15 protein-coding genes are annotated in these 19734 nt (G+C 50.1%); 7 read left to right on the plus strand and 8 right to left on the minus strand.

All coding sequences use genetic code 11. From position 1 onward, the window contains the following. Positions 1–91: 91 nt before the first annotated feature. A complete protein-coding gene (locus MO867_RS02650; RefSeq protein WP_252464398.1) occupies positions 92–1012 on the minus strand; it encodes a dimethylarginine dimethylaminohydrolase family protein in 921 nt (306 codons plus the stop codon). 85 nt (positions 1013–1097) lie between these two features. Continuing rightward, on the minus strand, positions 1098–2345 hold the full coding sequence (locus tag MO867_RS02655) for a Zn-dependent hydrolase (RefSeq protein WP_252464399.1): 1248 nt from the start codon (positions 2343–2345) through the stop codon (positions 1098–1100). Between the two features lie 129 nt (positions 2346–2474). On the opposite strand from MO867_RS02655, the gene MO867_RS02660 reads away from it, so the two are divergent. Further along, a complete protein-coding gene (locus MO867_RS02660; protein ID WP_252464400.1) occupies positions 2475–3257 on the plus strand; it encodes a tryptophan 2,3-dioxygenase in 783 nt (260 codons plus the stop codon). 121 nt (positions 3258–3378) lie between these two features. On the opposite strand, the gene MO867_RS02665 is transcribed toward MO867_RS02660, so the two are convergent. After that, complete coding sequence (locus MO867_RS02665; RefSeq protein ID WP_252464401.1) at positions 3379–3804, minus strand: ExbD/TolR family protein; 426 nt, start codon at positions 3802–3804, stop codon at positions 3379–3381. Between the two features lie 185 nt (positions 3805–3989). Beyond that, entirely contained in the window at positions 3990–4442 is a 453-nt protein-coding gene (locus tag MO867_RS02670) for a methylglyoxal synthase (RefSeq protein WP_252464402.1), read from the minus strand. A gap of 204 nt (positions 4443–4646) precedes the next feature. Here MO867_RS02670 and MO867_RS02675 point away from each other — a divergent pair, with 204 nt between their 5' ends. Both MO867_RS02675 and MO867_RS02680 read left to right on the plus strand, forming a co-directional pair. Continuing rightward, the gene (locus tag MO867_RS02675; protein WP_252464403.1) at positions 4647–5051 is read left to right on the plus strand and encodes a hypothetical protein; all 405 of its coding nucleotides are present in this window, start codon (positions 4647–4649) and stop codon (positions 5049–5051) included. A gap of 1335 nt (positions 5052–6386) precedes the next feature. Beyond that, complete coding sequence (locus MO867_RS02680; RefSeq protein WP_252464404.1) at positions 6387–7202, plus strand: hypothetical protein; 816 nt, start codon at positions 6387–6389, stop codon at positions 7200–7202. Between the two features lie 74 nt (positions 7203–7276). Here the strand turns inward: MO867_RS02680 and MO867_RS02685 are convergent, their stop codons facing one another. The 3 genes from MO867_RS02685 to MO867_RS02695 form a co-directional block, all read right to left on the minus strand. Then, positions 7277–8200: a phosphoribulokinase gene (locus tag MO867_RS02685; protein ID WP_252464405.1), complete on the minus strand. Its 924-nt coding sequence runs from the start codon at positions 8198–8200 to the stop codon at positions 7277–7279. Positions 8201–8290: 90 nt separating this feature from the next. Further along, positions 8291–11434, minus strand: a complete 3144-nt coding sequence (locus MO867_RS02690) for an efflux RND transporter permease subunit (protein WP_252464406.1) — start codon at positions 11432–11434, stop codon at positions 8291–8293. Then, positions 11431–12636: an efflux RND transporter periplasmic adaptor subunit gene (locus tag MO867_RS02695; protein ID WP_252464407.1), complete on the minus strand. Its 1206-nt coding sequence runs from the start codon at positions 12634–12636 to the stop codon at positions 11431–11433. Before MO867_RS02695 ends, MO867_RS02690 begins: the two co-directional genes overlap by 4 nt. A 66-nt stretch (positions 12637–12702) precedes the next feature. On the opposite strand from MO867_RS02695, the gene MO867_RS02700 reads away from it, so the two are divergent. After that, positions 12703–12852 carry a hypothetical protein gene (locus MO867_RS02700; protein ID WP_252464408.1) on the plus strand — a complete coding sequence of 50 codons (150 nt, stop codon included), beginning with the start codon at positions 12703–12705 and terminating at the stop codon, positions 12850–12852. A gap of 126 nt (positions 12853–12978) precedes the next feature. Here MO867_RS02700 and MO867_RS02705 read toward each other — a convergent pair whose 3' ends face one another. Next, entirely contained in the window at positions 12979–13689 is a 711-nt protein-coding gene (locus MO867_RS02705) for a Crp/Fnr family transcriptional regulator (RefSeq protein WP_252464409.1), read from the minus strand. A gap of 345 nt (positions 13690–14034) precedes the next feature. On the opposite strand from MO867_RS02705, the gene MO867_RS02710 reads away from it, so the two are divergent. The 3 genes from MO867_RS02710 to MO867_RS02720 all read left to right on the plus strand — a co-directional run bounded on the left by MO867_RS02710 (position 14035) and on the right by MO867_RS02720 (position 19576). Then, positions 14035–15300 carry a TonB family protein gene (locus MO867_RS02710; RefSeq protein ID WP_252464410.1) on the plus strand — a complete coding sequence of 422 codons (1266 nt, stop codon included), beginning with the start codon at positions 14035–14037 and terminating at the stop codon, positions 15298–15300. A 152-nt stretch (positions 15301–15452) separates the two neighbouring features. Next, positions 15453–17525 (plus strand): M13 family metallopeptidase, encoded by a 2073-nt coding sequence (locus MO867_RS02715; RefSeq protein WP_252464411.1) that lies wholly within the window; start codon positions 15453–15455, stop codon positions 17523–17525. 164 nt (positions 17526–17689) lie between these two features. Beyond that, positions 17690–19576 (plus strand): MFS transporter, encoded by a 1887-nt coding sequence (locus tag MO867_RS02720; protein ID WP_252464412.1) that lies wholly within the window; start codon positions 17690–17692, stop codon positions 19574–19576. The last annotated feature ends 158 nt before the right edge of the window (positions 19577–19734 follow it).

Genomic DNA, 19734 nt, shown 5'->3' on the forward strand with positions numbered 1-19734 from the left:
CAGGGGCGCGAGTTCCTAATCAACCACTTTCGTTGACGGGAATAACCCGGCCAGCGATAGCCGGGCCAGCCCATGCCGTAAACGACCAGAATCAAGTTTTCTGTGCAGAATCCCGGCGTAAAGGTTGACACATGCAATGTACGCCGCCTCCTCCAGGAGTAATCATAGAGATATCAGGGTCAATGACCTCCAAACCATGGGCACGGCATTTTTCAGCGAGCCCCGTATTGGCCTTGGGCAGCATTACGCGATCATTACCCAGGGCAACGACATTCACACCCAACTCCAATACTTGCGGGAAAGGGATATCAATGATTTCTATATTGCGGCTCTTAAACCACTGTACCAGCTCCGGCTCAACAGCATCGATACAAATCGCAGCCAGTTTCTCTGCAAGCATTGCCACCATCACATCAATATGCAGGAAGAACGGATCGAACTGATAGCCTCTAACCTCCCAGCCCTCTTTTTCTACCCAGCTTTTCATTTGCGCAAACCCTAGCGGACTGGTGCGCTCGCCGGAATATCCGCAGAGAATCACACCGGGTTCAAGCACCATAAAGTCTCCGCCTTCAAGTGACCCAGCGGTGATTACATCGTAAATGGGGATATTTAGCTCTGCATACTTTTTCACAATCGGCGCCCACTCCCCTCGGCGCCACGGGCTGAACATCTGTGTCACTATTGGCCCCCAAGGAGTCATCACCGAGGAATCACGACCATATATCTGATACGGCAGACTGCTGTCCGCAGGAATCAGGTGCGTATTCACTCCAGCCTGCCTATAGGCATCGAGCATTTCCACATGCTGGGCTTCGGCCACTTTGTGATCAAACTGCATACCAAGACGTTCAGCACGTCGCGCGCTGGCATTTCCCGTACGCCAGCTAAAGTTATCCACAGGCCCGATTAGGACATCATGCAAAACGCCATATTCAGAGTCCATTCCCCAATTGTTAAGGGGGGCAGTACCGCCATTATCCTGACGGTACTTCAAAGTAAATTCACCCATTCGCCTTTGTTCCAACTTGTTGTCAGTTAGCGGCCCTATCTCAAAACATGAGTAGCGCCGTCATTAAATCTGCCATGCAGCTTCTTTATGCCAGTTCAGCGGCTTTCAACATTGCATGTAACAGCACATTACAGCCTGCTTCTAAGTGGCCTGGCTCTGCTGACTCCGCTTCATTGTGAGACAAGCCCCCTTCGCAAGGCACAAATATCATTGAAACGGGAGCAACACGGGAGACATAAACCGAATCATGTCCCGCACCCGATACCATGCGGCGATTACTGTAGCCCAGAGTTTGTACCGCACGACTAACCGCATCGATGCAATTTTCATCAAAAGCGACAGGAGGTGAATACCATTCCTCACGCACCTCAACCCGAGTACCTGTCTCCTCCTGCACCTGTTCGGCCAATCGATAAAGAGACCCGTGTAGATGGTTTAACCCCTCGGGTATGGGGTGGCGTAAATCGAGCGCCAATACGACCTCTTCCGGAACAGTATTACGGCTCCCTGGTGCCGCTCTCAAGTCGCCGCAAGTGATACGGGCATCTTCAGAGTAAGCCCTCACCTCGCGATACAATCGCTCGCAAAGCATGGATAGTGCCTGCACCGGATCTCGGCGATCTTCCATCGGCGTCGGCCCCGCATGACAAGGCATTCCGTGAAATATAACGTCATACCAACGAATACCCTGCACCCCGGTAACAACACCTATGACCTGTTCTTGTTTTTCTAGAATGGGGCCCTGCTCAATATGAGCCTCAAAGGACGCTTTAATAGCCCTTGGCAAAACCGGCTCAGTGCCGAGGTAACCAATCCGCTCCAATTCTTCGCCAATCGTAATGCCGGACTTGTCCGCACGACTGTGACCATACTCCAAACTGAACTCCCCGGCCCAGACACCTGAGCCAACCATCGCAGGAGAAAAACGTGCGCCCTCTTCGTTGGTCCAGACCACTAACTCCAGCGGCGCTTTAGTTCGAATCCCGTTGTCCTCCAGGGTTCGCAAAACTTCCAGCCCCGCAAGAACGCCATAGACACCATCAAACTTACCGCCGGTAGGCTGGGTATCTAAATGAGAGCCGGTAATCACTGCAGGTGAACTATTATCCGCACCTGGCCGGCGTGCAAAAATATTCCCCATCCGGTCCACGCGAATCTCGCAACCGATATCCCGGCACCAGCGCACAAAAAGATCTCGCCCCTCGCGGTCTTCATCGGTTAGGGCCTGACGGTTACACCCGCCTGCCGGTGTCGCACCTATTTCAGCTATCTCCATCAGGCTATTCCAGAGGCGGGCGCTGTCAACACGCAGATTTTGTGCAGGGTTTTCCATTCAAAGAGCTCCAGGCTTTATAATGAGTCCAATATAAATCACTTTGCCAAAATTTTTGTTTTGATCCACACCGGCTAAAAAGCGCATTATTTTGCAACTGGTCAAAACACGCTCAGGAAGCAGCTGACTATGACAATAACTTATAGTTCTTACCTTAAAGTAGACGAGCTTTTACAGTGCCAGAAGCCCCTTTCCGATGGCCCCGAGCACGACGAACTTTTATTTATTACCATCCACCAGAGCTATGAGCTGTGGTTTAAACAAATGCTGCATGAACTGGACTTTTTGGTGCGCCTATTCAATGCAGGTGAACGCAATCGCGCTTTGCATACGCTTAAGCGAGTGGATGCTATCTATCGTACATTGATACAACAGGTAGATATTCTGGAAACCTTAACTCCACTGGAGTTTATGTCTTTTCGGGATCGTCTCTCCACTGCCAGCGGCTTCCAGTCATACCAGTTTCGTGAATTGGAATTTCTCTATGGAGCTAAAGACCCAAAGAAATTAGAAAATTATACTCCGGGCTCAACGCACTACCAACGTCTTCTGAAGCGTCTTGAGTCTCCGACTTTGTGGGACGCTTTCTTAACATTTTTGACACACGAGGGGCACAAAGTACCGCAGGGCGAATTGGAGAGAGATTTTAGCCAGGTACCTGAGCCATCCCCAGCAGTGCAGAAGATATTGATCGATGTCTACCGCAATGACCCCCTAGTAAGTGAGATCTGCGAGGCGTTAGTAGACATTGACACTTCTTTGCAGCAGTGGCGCTATCGGCATGTGAAAATGGTCGAGCGTACAATCGGTAGTAAAATGGGTACCGGAGGTTCCAGTGGTGTGGGCTATCTCCATGGGACTCTATTTAAAGCCGTGTTCCCTGACTTATGGGCAATCCGCTCCGAATTTTAAATTATGAGGGCCTTTGGGCTATCACGGATACTCTCTCCGTGGCCCAGCCAAATATTGCCTCAGAAACAAAAAAAGCCAGCATAAGCTGGCTTTTTTTGAGTTCGAAAACTAACAGAAGTTCTCAGTCTTCTTCGTAAGGTACCAGAGAAACCTGAATACCCAGGTTCACTTCCTTCGCCGCATCTGCGATCTGAACATAGGTATCTGCGCTGGACTTGTTATGTGCACGGACAATCACGATAGCCTGTGGGTTCTCGGCGTAAAGCTGAGCGATACGGGCTCTTACAGCGCGACTGTCAACGCGACTACCACCCAGGGTGATCTCGTCATTGGCATCAACCATCAACAAAATATTCTGCTTATCGCTGTCAGGTGGAGTGGTATCGGTCTCATTTTGATCAGGCACATTTACGTCCAAGGCCTGCTCTTTAACAAAGGAAGCTGTCACGATAAAGAAGATCAACATGATAAACACAACGTCCAACATGGGCGTCAGGTCGATATCTGCCTTTTCTTCTTCTACGGCCTTTCCGCGTCGTCTACTCATAAAACACCGTGCAATTTTCAAATATCAAGGGCGCCGGATTGACCGGTCTGATCTGGTGGGCAAGATTGCCGCGATTTCGCAAGCATTGCAAGTGCAACCTATTACCCGGACAAACAAACCTTATAAATCAATAAGTTACAGAATCAATCGCTCACAAAAGATCAATTTTTAAGCAAAAATTCCGACTAGCGTCCAGCCAGGTAACTTTGATAATCAGGCACGTCCCTCTCGAGTACCTGATTCATCAAGGGTGACCGTACCATCATATCTGCACTGCTTTGGTTACAGGCTACCGGGATATTCCAGGCGGCAGCAATACGCAGCAAAGCCTTGACGTCCGGGTCATGGGGCATAGGCTCAAACGGATCCCAGAAGAAGATCAGCAGATCTACCTGCCCCTCACTGATTTTTGCTCCAAGCTGTTGATCGCCCCCCAAAGGGCCACTCAACAGCTTTTCCACATCCAAGCCTGTTGCTTCCTCGATCTTCCCCCCGGTTGTTCCGGTGGCTAACAGGGTGTGCCTTGTCAGCAAGTCCCGGTGTTGCAGACACCACTGAATCATGGCCTTTTTGCGGTTGTCATGGGCCACCAGTGCCACACGTTTTCTAGCGGGCAGTGCTTTAGAAATAAATTCCATTTGAACCTCAACTTAAGGAGTCGCCTCTATATTATCTCAAGTCCCCCTCAGGGCACTTGGCTCTTCTCTCAATTTTGGTCCCGGTTGTCGCACCTATATCAGAGTGATCATTTAGCAGAACTTGCAGATCAGCCAATCCTTTCCACAGAACTATTTCCATCTCGCTATAATGCACCAGAAATTGGACCTAAATAAGGAGTGAGTATGAGCGTAGGAGCCTGGGAGCCACAGGTAGGTGGCCCGCAAAATGAAACGAAAGAAGGTTTCAACCGAGAACAGTTACTCAGACTTATCACCATTGCCGAATCCGACACCCCCTTTATAGAATCAGTTAAAAATGAAGATAAACAAGCTTCCAAACTGATTCGTCTTCCCTCTCAACGCTGGATAGACGAGAGTGACAACTGGAGTAGCGATCAAATATGGCAACTGATCCGTTTCTTTACTCAGGCAGAAATGAAACTGCCAGGTTGGGACGCCGGAGCTGAATCTGCAGTAATTCCGCTTTCTAAAGTACTCAGGCAGCGAAGTGTTCCGCTGACCAAAGATCAACTGCTGTGGATTCGCCAACATTCTAATAACCGTTATTTACCCTACGGACCACTATAAAAAAGCTACCGTATTCGAATGCTGCACAATTTCTTCAGTGGCAAGGTCTCGCTCATTGGCTGCCACTGAAGACATCTCCACCAGATGATTTCCCAAGGCTCAATCCCACACCTGATTTACGAGCTTCTATTACCCATGTACCAAAGTAAAATTTTTGCCCATAACAGTATCGCTAACTTCCCTACTTCAAAACAAAAGCACCAGAGAGGAACAGCACAAAAGGAGGTCACTTCTTGGTGATTAAGATTGACCGTCGCCTGACAAAATCTCTCTGACAATACTTTTGTCAAGATTTTATTCCAGGCACTGACGATAAGCAGTTCACTAATTTGGCTCCAGTAACAGCATGATACAAGTTAGGCTGTCACGTGAAAGCAAATGCAATACTGGGTGAACCATACTTTGTTATCCAGCGATAACTATCGATAAAAGAATCGCCTCCAGGCTCAGCATAGGGCGCTGTTCAATATTGGTGATCACCGCAGACAGACATAACTTTCCATAGAACTGGTCAACCCATCACACTCTGAGTACAAACCAGTAATCATTGCCAAAGTGTGCTCTCTATCCGACCCTGATCATCCAGAAAGAACATTGCTCTGCGGTCTGTTCTTATTTACTGAACACTACACCGAATTCACCGAATATACCGATACAACGGCCTGTACATCCGTAAGTCCTGATAAACAGGAGAGATGTGATGATAAACGTACCCCTCTGTGCACTCCGCTCATACAACATTGGCAAGCAAGCCCGGTGAACCCGATTACTACATTCACCTCGAAAGAGCATACAACCATGTCATCAGTTCCCCGGATCAAAATTTACCAGACCGAAATTTTGCCGTTAAGTTTTGTTAACCACAGGGTCTGTTAACCAGCAAGGTAGAACTATCATTGCGTAACAAACTCCAAGCGCAAAAGTCAAAACAGATAAGCCAGCCGGGTTCTAAAACTTATGAATTTACTCAACTATTCAGCTCTGTTTTACGGGTCTGGTCTGCGATATTCAGGTGCTAAGGAATCTCCAGTAATGGACACTTTCAATCTCTCCAAAAGTTCAAAACCAGAGTTCGAAACACCCTCAATTGAAAAATATGTAAAAAAAAGCCATTTTTTTTACATTAAATAGAAAAAAACCATCTAAAGGACTTGCAATTAGGTATGCAAATAAGCTGCAATTAGCGCCGCTAACTTGGGGGGACTCACTATCAATTGTTTTCTGCCGAAAACATGCATCTTGAGCGGTGCTTATTACTACCGCAAAGATGGCTGAGAATAATTGATAGGAATGCCCCCACTTACTAAAACAATTTTTTTTGCAGGGATATTTTAAATGGCTACGAAAAAAGCACCTCAGGTCGCTACCAGCGACATCACTAAATTGGAAGCGGAACTGCGCGCCCTTACCGCTAAACTGGACAGCGCTCGCCTCAAGAAAGAGAAAGACGCAACCACTAAAGCAGAGAAATTGGCAAACAGTGCCAAAAAGGCTGCCGCAAAAGCTAAAACCACTCAAGATAAAGTAGCTACTGTTAGAGCTAAGAAGAAGACTGCGGCTCAGCAGCAACAGCTGAAAAAGGCCCGTGAAGCTGCAACCGAAGCCAAAACTGCTGCAAGCGAAGCCAAAACTGCTGCAACCGAAGCCAAGAATGAACTGGCTGAAATCAAAGCAGCCAACAAACTGGCCTCCCAGGTTGCCAAGGTCGTAGCAAAAGAAGAAGCTGCCGTAGCTAAGAAACTCACTACCGTAGAGAAGAAAAAACCTGCGGCTACTGCTAAGAAGAAGCCCGGTCGCCCCGCTAAAACTGAACAAGCCAAGAAAAAGCCTGGCCGCCCAGCCAAAACTGAAGAAGCTAAGAAAAAGCCCGGCCGACCTGCCAAGGCCACTGCCGAAACTAAAAAGAAACCAGGACGCCCGAAAAAAGCAGAAACCGCTGTTGCCGCTACAACTGAAGCTGCTCCTGTAAAGCGCGGTCGCGGCCGTCCACCAAAGGCAGAAACCGCACAAAAGAAGCCCGGTCGCCCAGCAAAAGCTGAAACAGCCAAGAAAAAGTCAGGGCGCCCCAAAAAAGCAGAAACTGCTGCCGCAGCTACAACTGAAGCTGCTCCTGTAAAACGCGGCCGTGGCCGTCCGCCTAAGGCTAAGTAAGCCCAGGTTGGCTGGAGGCTTATTTCTCCAGCCCGTTTAAGCCCTGGCTATACCAGGGCTTAAACCCACGGACATCAATCCAGCCTCAAGTCCAGCTTTCTAATTAAATGGTCTTCCCCCACATCTAATACGCAATCAGCCCAGGCCGGCATATCTCTCAAAAGATTACGGGTTACTCTTTCAAAGTGTTGTACGAAACGCACTATCTGGTTATCAGTCATCCCCCCCCCAGAGCGCATCCTCAGTTTCTGCTCCTGTAGCCGTCGCCATTCAATGATAGATTCCATACTCGGCGCTTTAAGCATGACCCAAGTGTCCACCATGGCGAAAAGCTCCCGATAAGGGCCATCAAGCTGCTGATTAACATAACCTCTCCAGTGGCCGAAACGGTCTTCCGAAGACTCTAACTCATTGAGCGGAGCCTGGGGCTGCACTGATGATTTAGCCCCAAGGCACCAGCCCTCGAATAAAATGATATCTACTTGCCCCCGGTATACTGGCCATAAGTGTGGAGCAAACCGATCATCACGCGCTTTATCAAAGCGCGGTATTGCAATAGCAGAACCTGTTTCAGCTGAACAAAGTGTATTGAGTGTGCTGATTCCTAGATTGACATCATGGGTTCCCGGCACACCACGAGTTTCAAGTAACGGGTGTACAGTTCTAGCCAAATCCTGCCGCTGTTTTAATGTCAGGTAGATGTCATCCAGGGACAAGGTACAACAGCGATACCCCACCTCTTGATAAACCAATTTCCAGATTTCCGCCAACGTAGATTTCCCTGTTCCCTGTCCTCCACTAATCCCCACAATCAATGGACTACCCGATTTGTAACGCTTGAGTATCCACAGAGCCAAAGGGAGGGAGACCCCCCTGATCACCGAGTAAAATTCAATGGGTAGTTGATGCTCTGCTATCAATTGCTTAATAGGCCCGGCAAGCTTTGTATAAAGTTGCTCACTGCGCTCTAGCAACCCTGCTGGCCACTGATAGTCCATGTTATTGCCCGCTATAAAAACGGGGGCTAAAGCCCCCGCGATTTGTGATCACTAATTTCTTTCCGAACAGTTCTTCAGAATTCACAACGCTCAGGAAAATTTCATTTTTAGTTTCCCGCTAATTTTCCGGTATAGGTGGCCGGGCAACACCAGCATGATGGGGGTCACCAATAAAGTGAGCAAGGTAGAGAAGCTAAGTCCATACACAATTGCGCTGGCAAGCTTGACCCAAAAGGAAGCTATCACTCCATCGACAACGATATTGCGCCCAACCATATCCACACTGACCCCTAACGCCAGGGGCAATAGTCCCAAGATCGTTGTGGCCGTGGTTAAAAATACCGGACGTAGCCTCTGGGCCGAGGCTTTAACTGCGGCTTCAGTTGTCGTGAGGCAAGGCTCATTTTTCCGAACATAATTGTAGGTATCTATCAATACGATATTGTTGTTCACCACAATCCCCGCCAGAGCCACTATACCCACTCCGGTCATAATTACGCTGAAAGTGCTCTGTGTGATTAGCAGGCCAAGCATAACTCCCAGTGTGGACATGATCACTGAAGAGAGGATCAACAGGGATTGATAAAAACTGTTGAACTGGGTTACCAGCAAAATAAACATTAAAAAAAGCGCTAAGAGAAAAGCCACTCCCAGGAATTGAAACGACTCACTCTGCTCTTCATCGGCCCCGCGGAATAGTAACTCCACATTAGTGTCCACCGGATTATTCTGTAGCCAAGCCCTAATTTGTTTGACCTTATCATCCGGCAATACGCCTTCCTGCGCATCCGCCTTGACCTGCATACGTGTAATTCCATCGATCCTTTCAATTTTGTCTACTCTGGGGATGGCTTCAGTATGTACAAAACTGCTAATGGGAACAGTACCCTGGGCTGTATTGACCTTTAGCTGATCCAGGGCAGCGATGCCCCTGGCACTTTTGGGATACCTGATACGAATATCTACCTCCTCATCCGTATCATCGGGACGATATTCTGCAACGCGTACACCATTGGTAATGAGTTGAACCGCTCTCCCCACTTCAGTAAGGTCGGCACCGTAAAGTGCCGCCTTGGCTCGATCCACCTTCACTTCCCATTCGATACCGGGCAATGGGGCGGTATTCACAATATCTCGCAGCCCTCCAAACGTCTCCATTGCACGATGTAAGCGCCAGGTCTCCCTCAACAGCTTGTCGTAGTTTTGACTGCGTAATTCCAAGACAATATCTTTGCCAACCGGGGGCCCCCCCTCCATCACATTGGCCGTCACTTTAATTCCGGAAAAATCTGCTGTGCGGATCCGAATATCTTCGAACACATCGCGACTGCGTCGGTCGCGCTCTTCCGCCGGGTAGAGCTCAACCAGCATGTTGGCGATTTGATCGGGAGCCCGATCTGAATTCCCAGAAATACCACCCGATCCAATGGTGGTGTGAGCAATCCGAACTTCCGGCACGCTGAGTACCGCATTTTCCACCTGAACAACCAAAGCCTTCTTCTCCTCCATAGAGAGATTGCCCTGCGCCCGGACTTCCACATTGCCATACTGTTCTTCGGTTTCAGTGAAAAACTCCACTCCTGCACCAAAATTTACAAACCCAATAAAAATGGTAACTAATATGGCAATAGTGGTGAAAAACGCACCGAGAGGTCGATGCAAAATTCTCTCAACAAGCCGGGCATACCATCCGGTAATGCCAGGAAGTGCTCTGGGTCGCCCCTTTTCCAACTGGCTCAGGTAATCACGAGTAGACGTACTTAGCGCACTTTTACCAAATAGCGACCCCAGTATCGGAGCAAAGAACAGGGCATACAGCAGTGAACCTGCCAATACAGCAAAAACTGTTACCGGCAGATAGCGCATAAAGTCTCCGACGACACCCGGCCACAGCATTATCGGTAAAAATGCAGCGAGAGTAGTCGCCGTGGAAGCAACCACAGGCCAAAACATGCGATTTACCGAGACTATATAGGCCTGCCGGGCGGACAAACCTTCGGCCATTTTACGATCGGCGAATTCGGTGATCACGATAGAACCATCGATCAACATGCCCAGGGCCAGCAGCATGCCGAACATCACCATAAAGTTAAATGAGTACCCCAAATACCAGGTAATAATAGAGCCGAACAGCAGGGAGAATGGCACCCCCAAGCCCACCAGAATTCCCGACCGGAAGCCGAGAGCAGCGACGACAATAATCATCACCAACAGCATCGCCGTTAGAATATTACCCTGCATCTCGCTGACCATGTCCCGCGCGAAATCGGACTGGTCAAAAACAAATTCGACAGTAACACCCTTAGGTAAAATAGCGACCTCATTTTGTACAACTTCACGAACCCGGTCAGCCACGTCTACCGAACTGGAGTCATTACGCTTTTCAACGTTAATAGCCAAGCCGGGTCGACCATTGATAGTCGTGTAACTAATCGCATCCTTAAATGTTCTGCGAATGTCAGTTACAGCGCCCAAAGTGATCACACCATCGCGGGATTTCTTCATCGGAATTTCATAGACATCCCGAGCCGTTTCGATCAGTCCGGGAACTTTTACCGAAAAGCGGCCCCGATTGGTATCCAGCTCCCCGGCGGGAATCAGCAGGTTATTGCTCAACACCGCATTGATCAGCTCAGCGCTGGTTATCTGGTAGTGCTCCAAACGCACAGGATCAATAACGGCCTCGACAACCTCCTCCCGATTGCCGTGCAGATCCGCACTGAGTACATCGGGAATACTTTCTATTTTACGCTTTAGTAATTCGGCGCTGTGCAGTAATACACGCTCGTTAATTTGCTCGCCGGACAAGGTAATCACGATAGTGGGAAAAGGTTGAGCCGATGCCTCTTCTACGGTGGGCTCATCTGCATCTCGTGGCAACTCCGCTCGGGCCCGCTCCACTGCGTTGCGAATATCATCGACCGCATCGTCCACACCAATAACGGTGTCAAATTCAATCACAATGTAAGCTAGAGATTCCCGTGCTACGGAAATCACTTCTACAACGCCTTCTACTGCACGTATCTCCTTCTCCAGCGGACGTACTAACAGGCGCACACCATCCTCAGGGGAAATTCCCTCATGAGTCACCTGAACTATGACAAACGGGGGATTGACCTCTGGGCTGGATTCAATCGTCATGGCTCCGCGGGCGACAATGCCCACCAGCACAATAAGCAGCATCAGGCAAAGGGTACTGCGATTTCTTTGAATCGCACTTTCAAGCAATTTCATCGCTGCTTACCCTCGGGAGTCACAACGGTTTCAGATACTGGCACTATGTCAACGGACTTCTCAGGTACCGCTTGGGCGGGAACTCTCTCCCTCGAGAACTCTTCTCCGACCGGCAATATCTCTGCGCGCACAAGGTCGCCGGAACTAACATACTCTTGCCCCACAGTAATAAGTGTTACCGAGTCGGGCAGTCCCGAGATCCAGACACCTCCCGCACCATCGCCCAGCAGACTGACATTAATAAACTGAACCCGATGATCTCTATCGAGAATGCGCACTCCCAGCACACCCTGATCATCAAGAGTCAGCAGAGATGCTTTTATATAGTGGGCGCTAACTTCTCCTGTGGGCAAAGCCAGTTGACCGCTCAACCCCCCCGGCAGTTGATTACCCGGGTTTTCTACCGCAACTTCCACGCGGTATGAACGGGTAATTTCCTGTGCTCGCTGGCTGATGTAGCGTATACGTCCCTCGACTGACAGCCCTTTTTGCAGCTGTGCGCTGGCCGGTCCCCCAGTAATGAGATTGCCCACCTGAGCTTCTGAGACCTCTCCGACGATCAAAATAGGGTCGAGGTCGAGGAGGGTTGCACACTCTTCACCACGGCGAATAAAGTCCCCCAGCTCCACTGCCCGGCTATTAACCACACCATCAAATGGAGCTCGAATTTTCAGATTATCCACTACTACTTTGGCTCGGATGTACTCAGCTCTGGTACGTGCAAGCTCTACCTGCTGCTGAGCCATCGCAGTATCTGATTGCAACCCCTTTTTCTTTAAACGCTCGGCACCGACGAAATCCAACTCCGCTTTACGCTTGGCGGCATCAGCCAGTTTCAGCTGTTCGAGGCGATCCTCCGCCTCTATTTCGCAAATGATTTCACCTTTTCTGACTGTACGGCCCTCAACAACCGGAAGCGCCACAATAATTCCATCGAGCTCAGCGCGCAGGCGCACGCTTCGATTTGCTTCAGTGCGCCCATTTACCAACTCGCGGGTTGCGTAAGACTGGGATTCAACAACTTGTGCCCGAATGCGCAAGTCTGGCTTCCGCTTCTCAGTGACCTCCCCCGCGGGGCCTGACTGCCCATTTTCTTTACTGGAAAATAGCCCCCCACTCAATAGCCACAGGGCTGATACGAGCGTGACAATGATTGCTATTCGATAATTGCGTTTGGACCAGATAGACGCCAATACACTCATAACTCACTAAACCTGTTGGGCAATGATGCGCTACTACGAAAGGTAGGACCTGGAGCCCTATTGGAAATGTCAGCAGCAATTACGTTTGAACCGCGCAATTTTCACACGAACACCTCTATTTATGAAAATGAGGTGTTCGATGCGCGCGCCAGTCACACAGGCAAGCTCGCCAATGTATCCGGGCAGAGTGAGTATACGAATCAACACCGAGTTTGAACTGATACCTGCGACAGATTCACTTCAAGCGGGGGCACGAAACTTAAATTCAGGTAGGCTGCGGCTGGATAATCAACAGGGGCGAGCGAGAAATGTCACGCCGCCCTCATCTCTAGTACACGAGTATCATGAGAGCATTGATTCGAGAAATCCGAGCATATCGGATTCGTCATCAACCAACTCCCCAGAACCAAATTCTGCATTCCAGTCGAGAAGGATCCGCGCCAGGGCTTTCGCCTGCTCTGCCAATGCCGTCAGCTCCTCGCGACAATTTTTCGGACCCGTGTATAGCTTCAGCCGGCGGTGACTATTGGCCAATTGGTGGCCCGGGTACTTGGAACGGTATACCTCAAGTTTCCAACGCAATGAATGCACCATATTGCGGTAGAAGACCAATTTTGCCGGTAACTGCAGTAAAGACAGATCATCGAGGTCACCAAATAATGTGCAGTCGACACCGAGAACCTGCGTGTCCTTACTGTTGCTGGCCGCAAAGATATTGGCACTGCGCGGCTCAGCCAGAAGCATCGATAAATCACCAAATAACTCACCGGGACGAATTACCGCCAAAGTCCGCTCGCTTATCGACTCCTCCTCAAAGTCCGAGTTGTCCACATTGACATGTAACTCGCCACGCAAAAGGAAATAGACCCATTGATCCACATCGCCCGCACGCAGAAGTTGCTCTCCCGGCTGCAGGCTGACGAGTTGCGAGCGTTTAAGTAACACATCGTACTGCCACTCACTGGAAGCACGTATATCACGAAACAAATGAATGACGTTGAGAAGACGATCCACAGCGTCCCGTGGATATTGACTGAGGGGTTTAATTTCCATGCACAATACAAATTTAGTGAAAACTATTCCATTTTATTGCAAAGCGTGGCAAAAGCTGCTTTGCAAAGCGCAATTCTAAACGATATCGACCTACTATACCCGTTTGCGAGTATGACAATCGTTTCTTTCCCAGCCCCCTCTACGAAACAAATGAGGATAGTCTAACCCTATCAGGGTTGAACTCCGTTACAGTTGCAGTAGAGTTAGGCAGAGTGGATAGTACATTGTACTCCCACTTGCTTTGGGCGCGCACTTTTTAATCTGACTTGTGTGCATTGGGGTTGGGGCCCCGGTCTTCTTACTTACCGGAACGTTTTGTTCCGGCTACTCAGACACCTTAGAACAATGAAATCGATAAAAATTATCCTCTCTCTCTTGGTGTTTACATTTGCTCTCTCTGCGAAAGCTGCACCAGTTTTAAACGGCCTTGCAATAGAAAAACAATTCAACAAGGACCTCTACATCGCCGCGATTTACTCGGAAAACCTGGCCCGAGACTCGGCAACACTACTCGACAGCAATATACCCCGGCGGCTGGAGGTGCGCGTAATAGCCGGCAGCTTGCCCGCCCGCCGCTTCCGCAACCAGTGGATGGAAGCCATCGCTATCAACAACCGCGGGGACACATTGAGTAGTCAAGCGGAAAACATGGTGACTTTTGCCAACCTTTTTAAAGGCCGGTTTTTACGCGGTGACCAATTGGGCATTGATTTTGCTGCAGACACCGGACTCACAACCGTCGCGCTCAACGGTATCCATTTGGGGGAGATCGCCGATCCCGACTTTTTTAATACATTGCTGCGCGCCTGGGTTGGTCCCGTTCCGCCCTCCACAGACTTCCGCGACGGATTACTCTCTGCCGGTCAAGTTTCCGGGGCATTGGTAACGACATTCGAATCTTTAGTGCCCTCCAATGAGCGTATTGCAGCGTTACAGCTCAAAAAGATAAACCAGGAGAAGGCTCTGGCAGCTCAGGAACCACCGACAGAAACCTCCAGTCCGAAACCTACTTTAGACATCGCAGACCTCCCTCCTCCCACCCTTGCCCTCGCGGCCACCGCTCCAGGGGCAGCGGCACTGGGTGCTGCTGCAATGTCTGGGGAAATAGACACTTCTATCGCAGACGAAGCCCCCCAGGAGGCGGCACCGGGTGATTCGCAATCCCAAACTGTGGATACTTCTTTGCTTGTCGCCACCAAGGCAGAAGAGGATATCGAGCTGATTACGGTTCCACCGGAAGATGGCCCCCTATCCGCTATCGACACGGAAGAAATGATGGAGGAGGACGAGGAAGCGCCGCTAACCGCAGATATGATTCTCGCTCGCCAGATTTATCATTCCAGCCTGCTTCGCCATACTTTCCGTTACATACGCTACCCCAAGCGTGCCCAGGAGCGCGGTCAGCAAGGCAGTGTACGACTGAACGTGACCATCGATTCTGAGGGCCAAGTTCAGGAAATACAGCCGGTACAGGAGTCCCGATTCTCAAGCCTTAACCGGGAGGCACGCGCCGCTGTTCGCCGAGCTGGTCCCTACCCCGGGGTCCCTTCGCAGCTGGGTACTGATACCTATAGTTTCTCTATCCCCATCACTTTTAACCTGCCTGACTGAGCAGATAATAGTGTGCGTCAAAGCCTCGCATTGCGGGGCTTTTTCTCATACACGCCCCAACGCAGCCTATCCCCCATTAACCGCAGCCCCCTTGCCCCGCTTTATCCCCAGCTTTTAGTATGTCTGCCAGACTTTCAGCCTAAAGAGCAACAATGAAAAAATTACTTTTGCCTCTCGCTATTGCCGCTACTCTGGCCGGGGTACAGCTCCCCCTGTCTGCAGCTGCTCACGACCACGCCTCTTCCTCGAAAGGCAACACTGCCATTCATCAGCAAGTTGAACTTGCTTCAGGGATTGACCTGGCCTCCATGGATACCAGCGTGCGCCCACAGGATGACTTCTTCACCTATGTCAACGGCACCTGGCTGAAAAACACCGAAATCCCCGCTGACAAGTCACGCTGGGGTGGTTTTACAATATTGAGAGACCAAAGTACCAAACAGGTAAAAGCGCTGATCATGGAGGCCAGCCAAGGCACCAAGACTGCTGGTGCCCAGCAAATTGGCGACCTCTACAACAGCTTTATGAGTGAGAAGCTGATCGAGAAAAAAGGACTGTCTGCCGTTTCCGGGGAACTCGCCAAGGTCGATGCGATTAAAACCCGTAAAGATTTGACTGACTTCTTCGCCTATGCCGATATCGCCGGCTACGACGTGCCATTTGGCGGAACGATTTGGCAGGATCTCAAACAAGTAGAAAACTACATGACCTTCCTGTGGCAGGCCGGCCTCGGCTTACCTGACCGCGACTACTATTTTGAAGACACTGAAAAGAGTCAAAAACTCCGCGAAGCCTACCTCACCTACCTCACCGACCTGCAAGAGTTGGCCGGGCTGAAGAACGCGAATAACTTCGCTAACGAAATTTTCAAGCTCGAAAAAAGCCTGGCTGAACATCACCGCAGCCGCGTAGATAACCGGGACCCGGAAAAGTACTACAACAAGAAAACGGTCGCAGAACTCAAAGAACTGATGCCCGCGGTGGACTGGAACAGCTACCTGGCCAAAGCCCAGCTGAAAAAGGCGGATCACTTTATCGTCGGGCAACCGGAATACCTGGAAGCCGCCAATAAGGTGATTGCCGATACTGAAATGGCAACCTGGAAGCGCTACCTGAAAATCAAAGTCCTCAATGCAATGGCGCCGTACATGCATGACGAAATTGCACAGCTGCGTTTCGACTTCTACGGCACCACCGTACATGGAATCGAACAAATGGAGCCCCGCTGGAAGCGCGCAGTGGAATTCGTCAATGGTTCTGTTGGCGAACTTGTCGGCAAACGCTATGTAGAGAAGCATTTCCCACCGGAGGCCAAAGAACGCATGATCGTCCTGGTCGACAACCTCAAAGCCGCTTATCGCGACTCTATCGAGTCCCTTGAGTGGATGGGAGAGGAAACCAAGAAGCAGGCGCTGTTTAAACTGAACAACTTCAGCACCAAAATCGGTTACCCGGACAAATGGCGTGACTATAGCGCTTTAAGTGTAAAAGCCGATGACCTGGTGGGCAACGTACTGGCGGCCAACCTGTTCGAGTCTTCTTATGAACGCAATAAGCTGGGTAAACCGATCGATCGCGGCGAATGGGGCATGAGCCCGCAAACGGTGAACGCTTACTACAACCCAGCCATGAATGAGATCGTATTCCCCGCAGCGATTCTACAACCGCCCTTCTTCAATATGAATGCAGACGATGCTGTTAACTACGGCGGTATTGGCGGTGTGATCGGCCATGAGATCGGACACGGATTTGACGATAAGGGCAGTAAATTTGATGGGCGCGGTTACCTCAATAACTGGTGGACCGATTCCGACCGCGATAACTTCGAGCAACTGACCAGCAAACTGGTCTCCCAGTATAATGCTTACGAACCACTCGAAGGTGAACACATCAACGGCGAGCTGACGCTCGGCGAAAATATCGGGGATCTGTCCGGCCTTGGTATTGCCTATAAAGCCTACCAAATATCTCGGGAAGACGAAGGAGCCCCCGTAATTGATGGGTTTACTGGTGATCAACGGGTATTTATAGGCTGGGCTCAGGTTTGGCGCAGTAAGATGCGAGATAAAGCACTCAGTAGCCGTTTGAAAGTAGATAGTCACTCACCGGCTGAGTATCGGGTGAAGGGGATTCTGCCGAACCTCGATGCCTTCTATAACGCTTTCGATATTAAAGAAGGTGATGGCATGTACCTGCCGGAAGAGGAAAGGGTAAAAGTCTGGTAAACAGATACCCATCCGCCTGGCCGCCCCTGCGGCCAGGCCCTTTTCCTGCCACACCTCAATATATCAGCATCTATCAAGTACACTCGCACCAATTAAAGCTAGGGATACCTCCCACCAAAGCTATGGCTTACCATTAGCGCACTGATACAGGAAGAGAATTGCCAATGGCCCATCAGACTCAGTTTCATCTTCTCGCCAGCCGCCGGTTTTTGCCGTTCTTCTGCACCCAGTTTCTGGGGGCCTTCAACGATAATGTGTTTAAAAATGCCCTGATTGTAATGATTGCCTTCCGCTTAATAGAAAGCGAGGCCAATACCCTAATTAACCTGGCGGCGGGACTGTTTATTCTTCCCTTCTTCCTATTCTCCGCATCCGCCGGACAAATCGCCGATAAATATGACAAGAGCCAACTGATACGCTGGATAAAACTTGGGGAAATTTGTATTGGAGGACTGGCAGTTGTGGCGCTCTTTAGCGACAACAACCCGCTCTGTTTAGCCGTGCTGTTTCTTCTCGGTGTGCAGTCTGCATTTTTTGGCCCGGTAAAATACGCCATTATCCCCCAGCATCTGCAACGTTCTGAGCTGATCGGGGGGAATGCCCTAGTAGAAATGGGTACCTTTGTTGCCATTCTCATCGGCACTGTCGTTGGCAGTCTACTCGCAAGCATGCCCAGCCAGGGCGGTCAGGGGACATTATTTTTAAGTCTGGTAATTATAGGGGCGGCGATCTTGGGCTACCTGGCCAGCCGTGCAATCCCTCTGGCACCAGCTCCAGCACCCGGCCTGAAAGTTAACCCAAACCCCTTTACCCAAACTCAAAAAATACTTCGCGCCAGTGCTGAAACCCCCTCCATTCTCTATTCCATTATCGGCATATCCTGGTTTTGGCTAATGGGCGCGGCCTACCTGACACAGATCCCCAGCTTGACTAGAAATGTTCTGGGTGGCAGTGAATCGGTGGTCACTTTGTTGTTGTGCACCTTCACGATTGGTATTGCCCTGGGATCTCTGATCTGTGAACGGCTTTCCGGCGGGTTTATTGAACTCGGACTGGTGCCTATTGGCGCAGCTGGTCTGACGGTTAGCGGTATCGCTCTCGGCCTAGTCGGTGGAAACTTCATCGAATTGAACGACGCGAGCTTTGCAGTATTTTTAGCAGCCGACGGCGCCTACTCCATTCTCGCCTGTTTGGTACTGCTGGGGATTTTTGGTGGTCTGTATATCGTCCCTCTCTACACCATGATTCAGGACCGATCCGATCCCGCCATTCGGGCGCAGACTATCTCTGTAAACAATATTTTAAACGCCTTGTTTATGGTGATATCAGCCCTTCTTGGAATCGTATTTCTCAATGGCTTGGGCGCAACCATTCCGCAGTTCTTTCTCGTCATTGCCCTGATGAATGCGGCTGTTGCCATTTTTGTATTTGCCAAAGTACCCGAATTCGCCATGCGCCTTCTGGTATGGATACTCTCCCACACCCTGTACCGGGTAAAACACGAGGGTCTTGAGCAGATTCCTACAGAGGGCCCGGCACTGATCGCCTGCAATCATGTGAGCTATATCGATGCCCTACTGCTCGCAGGCGCGGTGCGCCGACCAATTCGCTTTATTATGTATAAACCGATCTATGAGATCCCAATCCTTCACTTCGTGTTTAAAACTGGCCGCGCAATCCCTATTTGCTCTAGACAGCAAGATCCCACGGGTTATGAGGAGGCCTTTAAGGCCATTGAAAAGGGGCTTAAAGATGGTGATCTACTGTGTATATTTCCCGAGGGGCAACTGACCAAGGACGGCGAGCTACAACCATTTAAGGCGGGTATTGAAAAAATCCTAGAAAGGACACAGGTGCCCGTTATTCCCATGGCGCTACAGGGCCTTTGGGGCAGCTTTTTCAGCCATAAGGGCGGCAGCGCCTTTTCCACCCTGCCTAAACGCTTCTGGTCCAGGGTCAGCGTGGTTGCCGGTCGCCCCGTAGAAGCCACAAGTGCCAAAGCAGAAGCTCTGTACAACCAAGTACTCGGCTTGCGGGGAGAGCGGCGCTAATTTTCGCTCCTTTTACTAGGAAAATATATGCGCTCACTGCACTAGTGGGCACATATATTTTACCCAAGCCAACCAAACCCTGCTACGACAACCACCCGCCTTCTCCCGCATCACCTATTCTGATAGCGATAAATGAAAAACTGGGCTGCCGAAGGTAG

Origin of the sequence: Microbulbifer okhotskensis, assembly GCF_023895975.1 — a bacterium.
Classification (GTDB): Bacteria; Pseudomonadota; Gammaproteobacteria; order Pseudomonadales; family Cellvibrionaceae; genus Microbulbifer; species Microbulbifer okhotskensis.

What these genes read in the sequence shown, in the direction of transcription:
- MO867_RS02700 (WP_252464408.1), top strand. Translation starts at nt 12,703, where the DNA reads ATGTCAGCAGCAATTACGTTTGAACCGCGCAATTTTCACACGAACACC.
- MO867_RS02675 (WP_252464403.1), top strand. Translation starts at nt 4,647, where the DNA reads ATGAGCGTAGGAGCCTGGGAGCCACAGGTAGGTGGCCCGCAAAATGAA.
- MO867_RS02670 (WP_252464402.1), bottom strand. Translation starts at nt 4,442, where the DNA reads ATGGAATTTATTTCTAAAGCACTGCCCGCTAGAAAACGTGTGGCACTG.
- MO867_RS02655 (WP_252464399.1), bottom strand. Translation starts at nt 2,345, where the DNA reads ATGGAAAACCCTGCACAAAATCTGCGTGTTGACAGCGCCCGCCTCTGG.
- MO867_RS02650 (WP_252464398.1), bottom strand. Translation starts at nt 1,012, where the DNA reads ATGGGTGAATTTACTTTGAAGTACCGTCAGGATAATGGCGGTACTGCC.
- MO867_RS02710 (WP_252464410.1), top strand. Translation starts at nt 14,035, where the DNA reads ATGAAATCGATAAAAATTATCCTCTCTCTCTTGGTGTTTACATTTGCT.
- MO867_RS02695 (WP_252464407.1), bottom strand. Translation starts at nt 12,636, where the DNA reads ATGAGTGTATTGGCGTCTATCTGGTCCAAACGCAATTATCGAATAGCA.
- MO867_RS02685 (WP_252464405.1), bottom strand. Translation starts at nt 8,200, where the DNA reads ATGGACTATCAGTGGCCAGCAGGGTTGCTAGAGCGCAGTGAGCAACTT.
- MO867_RS02720 (WP_252464412.1), top strand. Translation starts at nt 17,690, where the DNA reads ATGGCCCATCAGACTCAGTTTCATCTTCTCGCCAGCCGCCGGTTTTTG.
- MO867_RS02715 (WP_252464411.1), top strand. Translation starts at nt 15,453, where the DNA reads ATGAAAAAATTACTTTTGCCTCTCGCTATTGCCGCTACTCTGGCCGGG.
- MO867_RS02660 (WP_252464400.1), top strand. Translation starts at nt 2,475, where the DNA reads ATGACAATAACTTATAGTTCTTACCTTAAAGTAGACGAGCTTTTACAG.
- MO867_RS02690 (WP_252464406.1), bottom strand. Translation starts at nt 11,434, where the DNA reads ATGAAATTGCTTGAAAGTGCGATTCAAAGAAATCGCAGTACCCTTTGC.
- MO867_RS02665 (WP_252464401.1), bottom strand. Translation starts at nt 3,804, where the DNA reads ATGAGTAGACGACGCGGAAAGGCCGTAGAAGAAGAAAAGGCAGATATC.
- MO867_RS02680 (WP_252464404.1), top strand. Translation starts at nt 6,387, where the DNA reads ATGGCTACGAAAAAAGCACCTCAGGTCGCTACCAGCGACATCACTAAA.
- MO867_RS02705 (WP_252464409.1), bottom strand. Translation starts at nt 13,689, where the DNA reads ATGGAAATTAAACCCCTCAGTCAATATCCACGGGACGCTGTGGATCGT.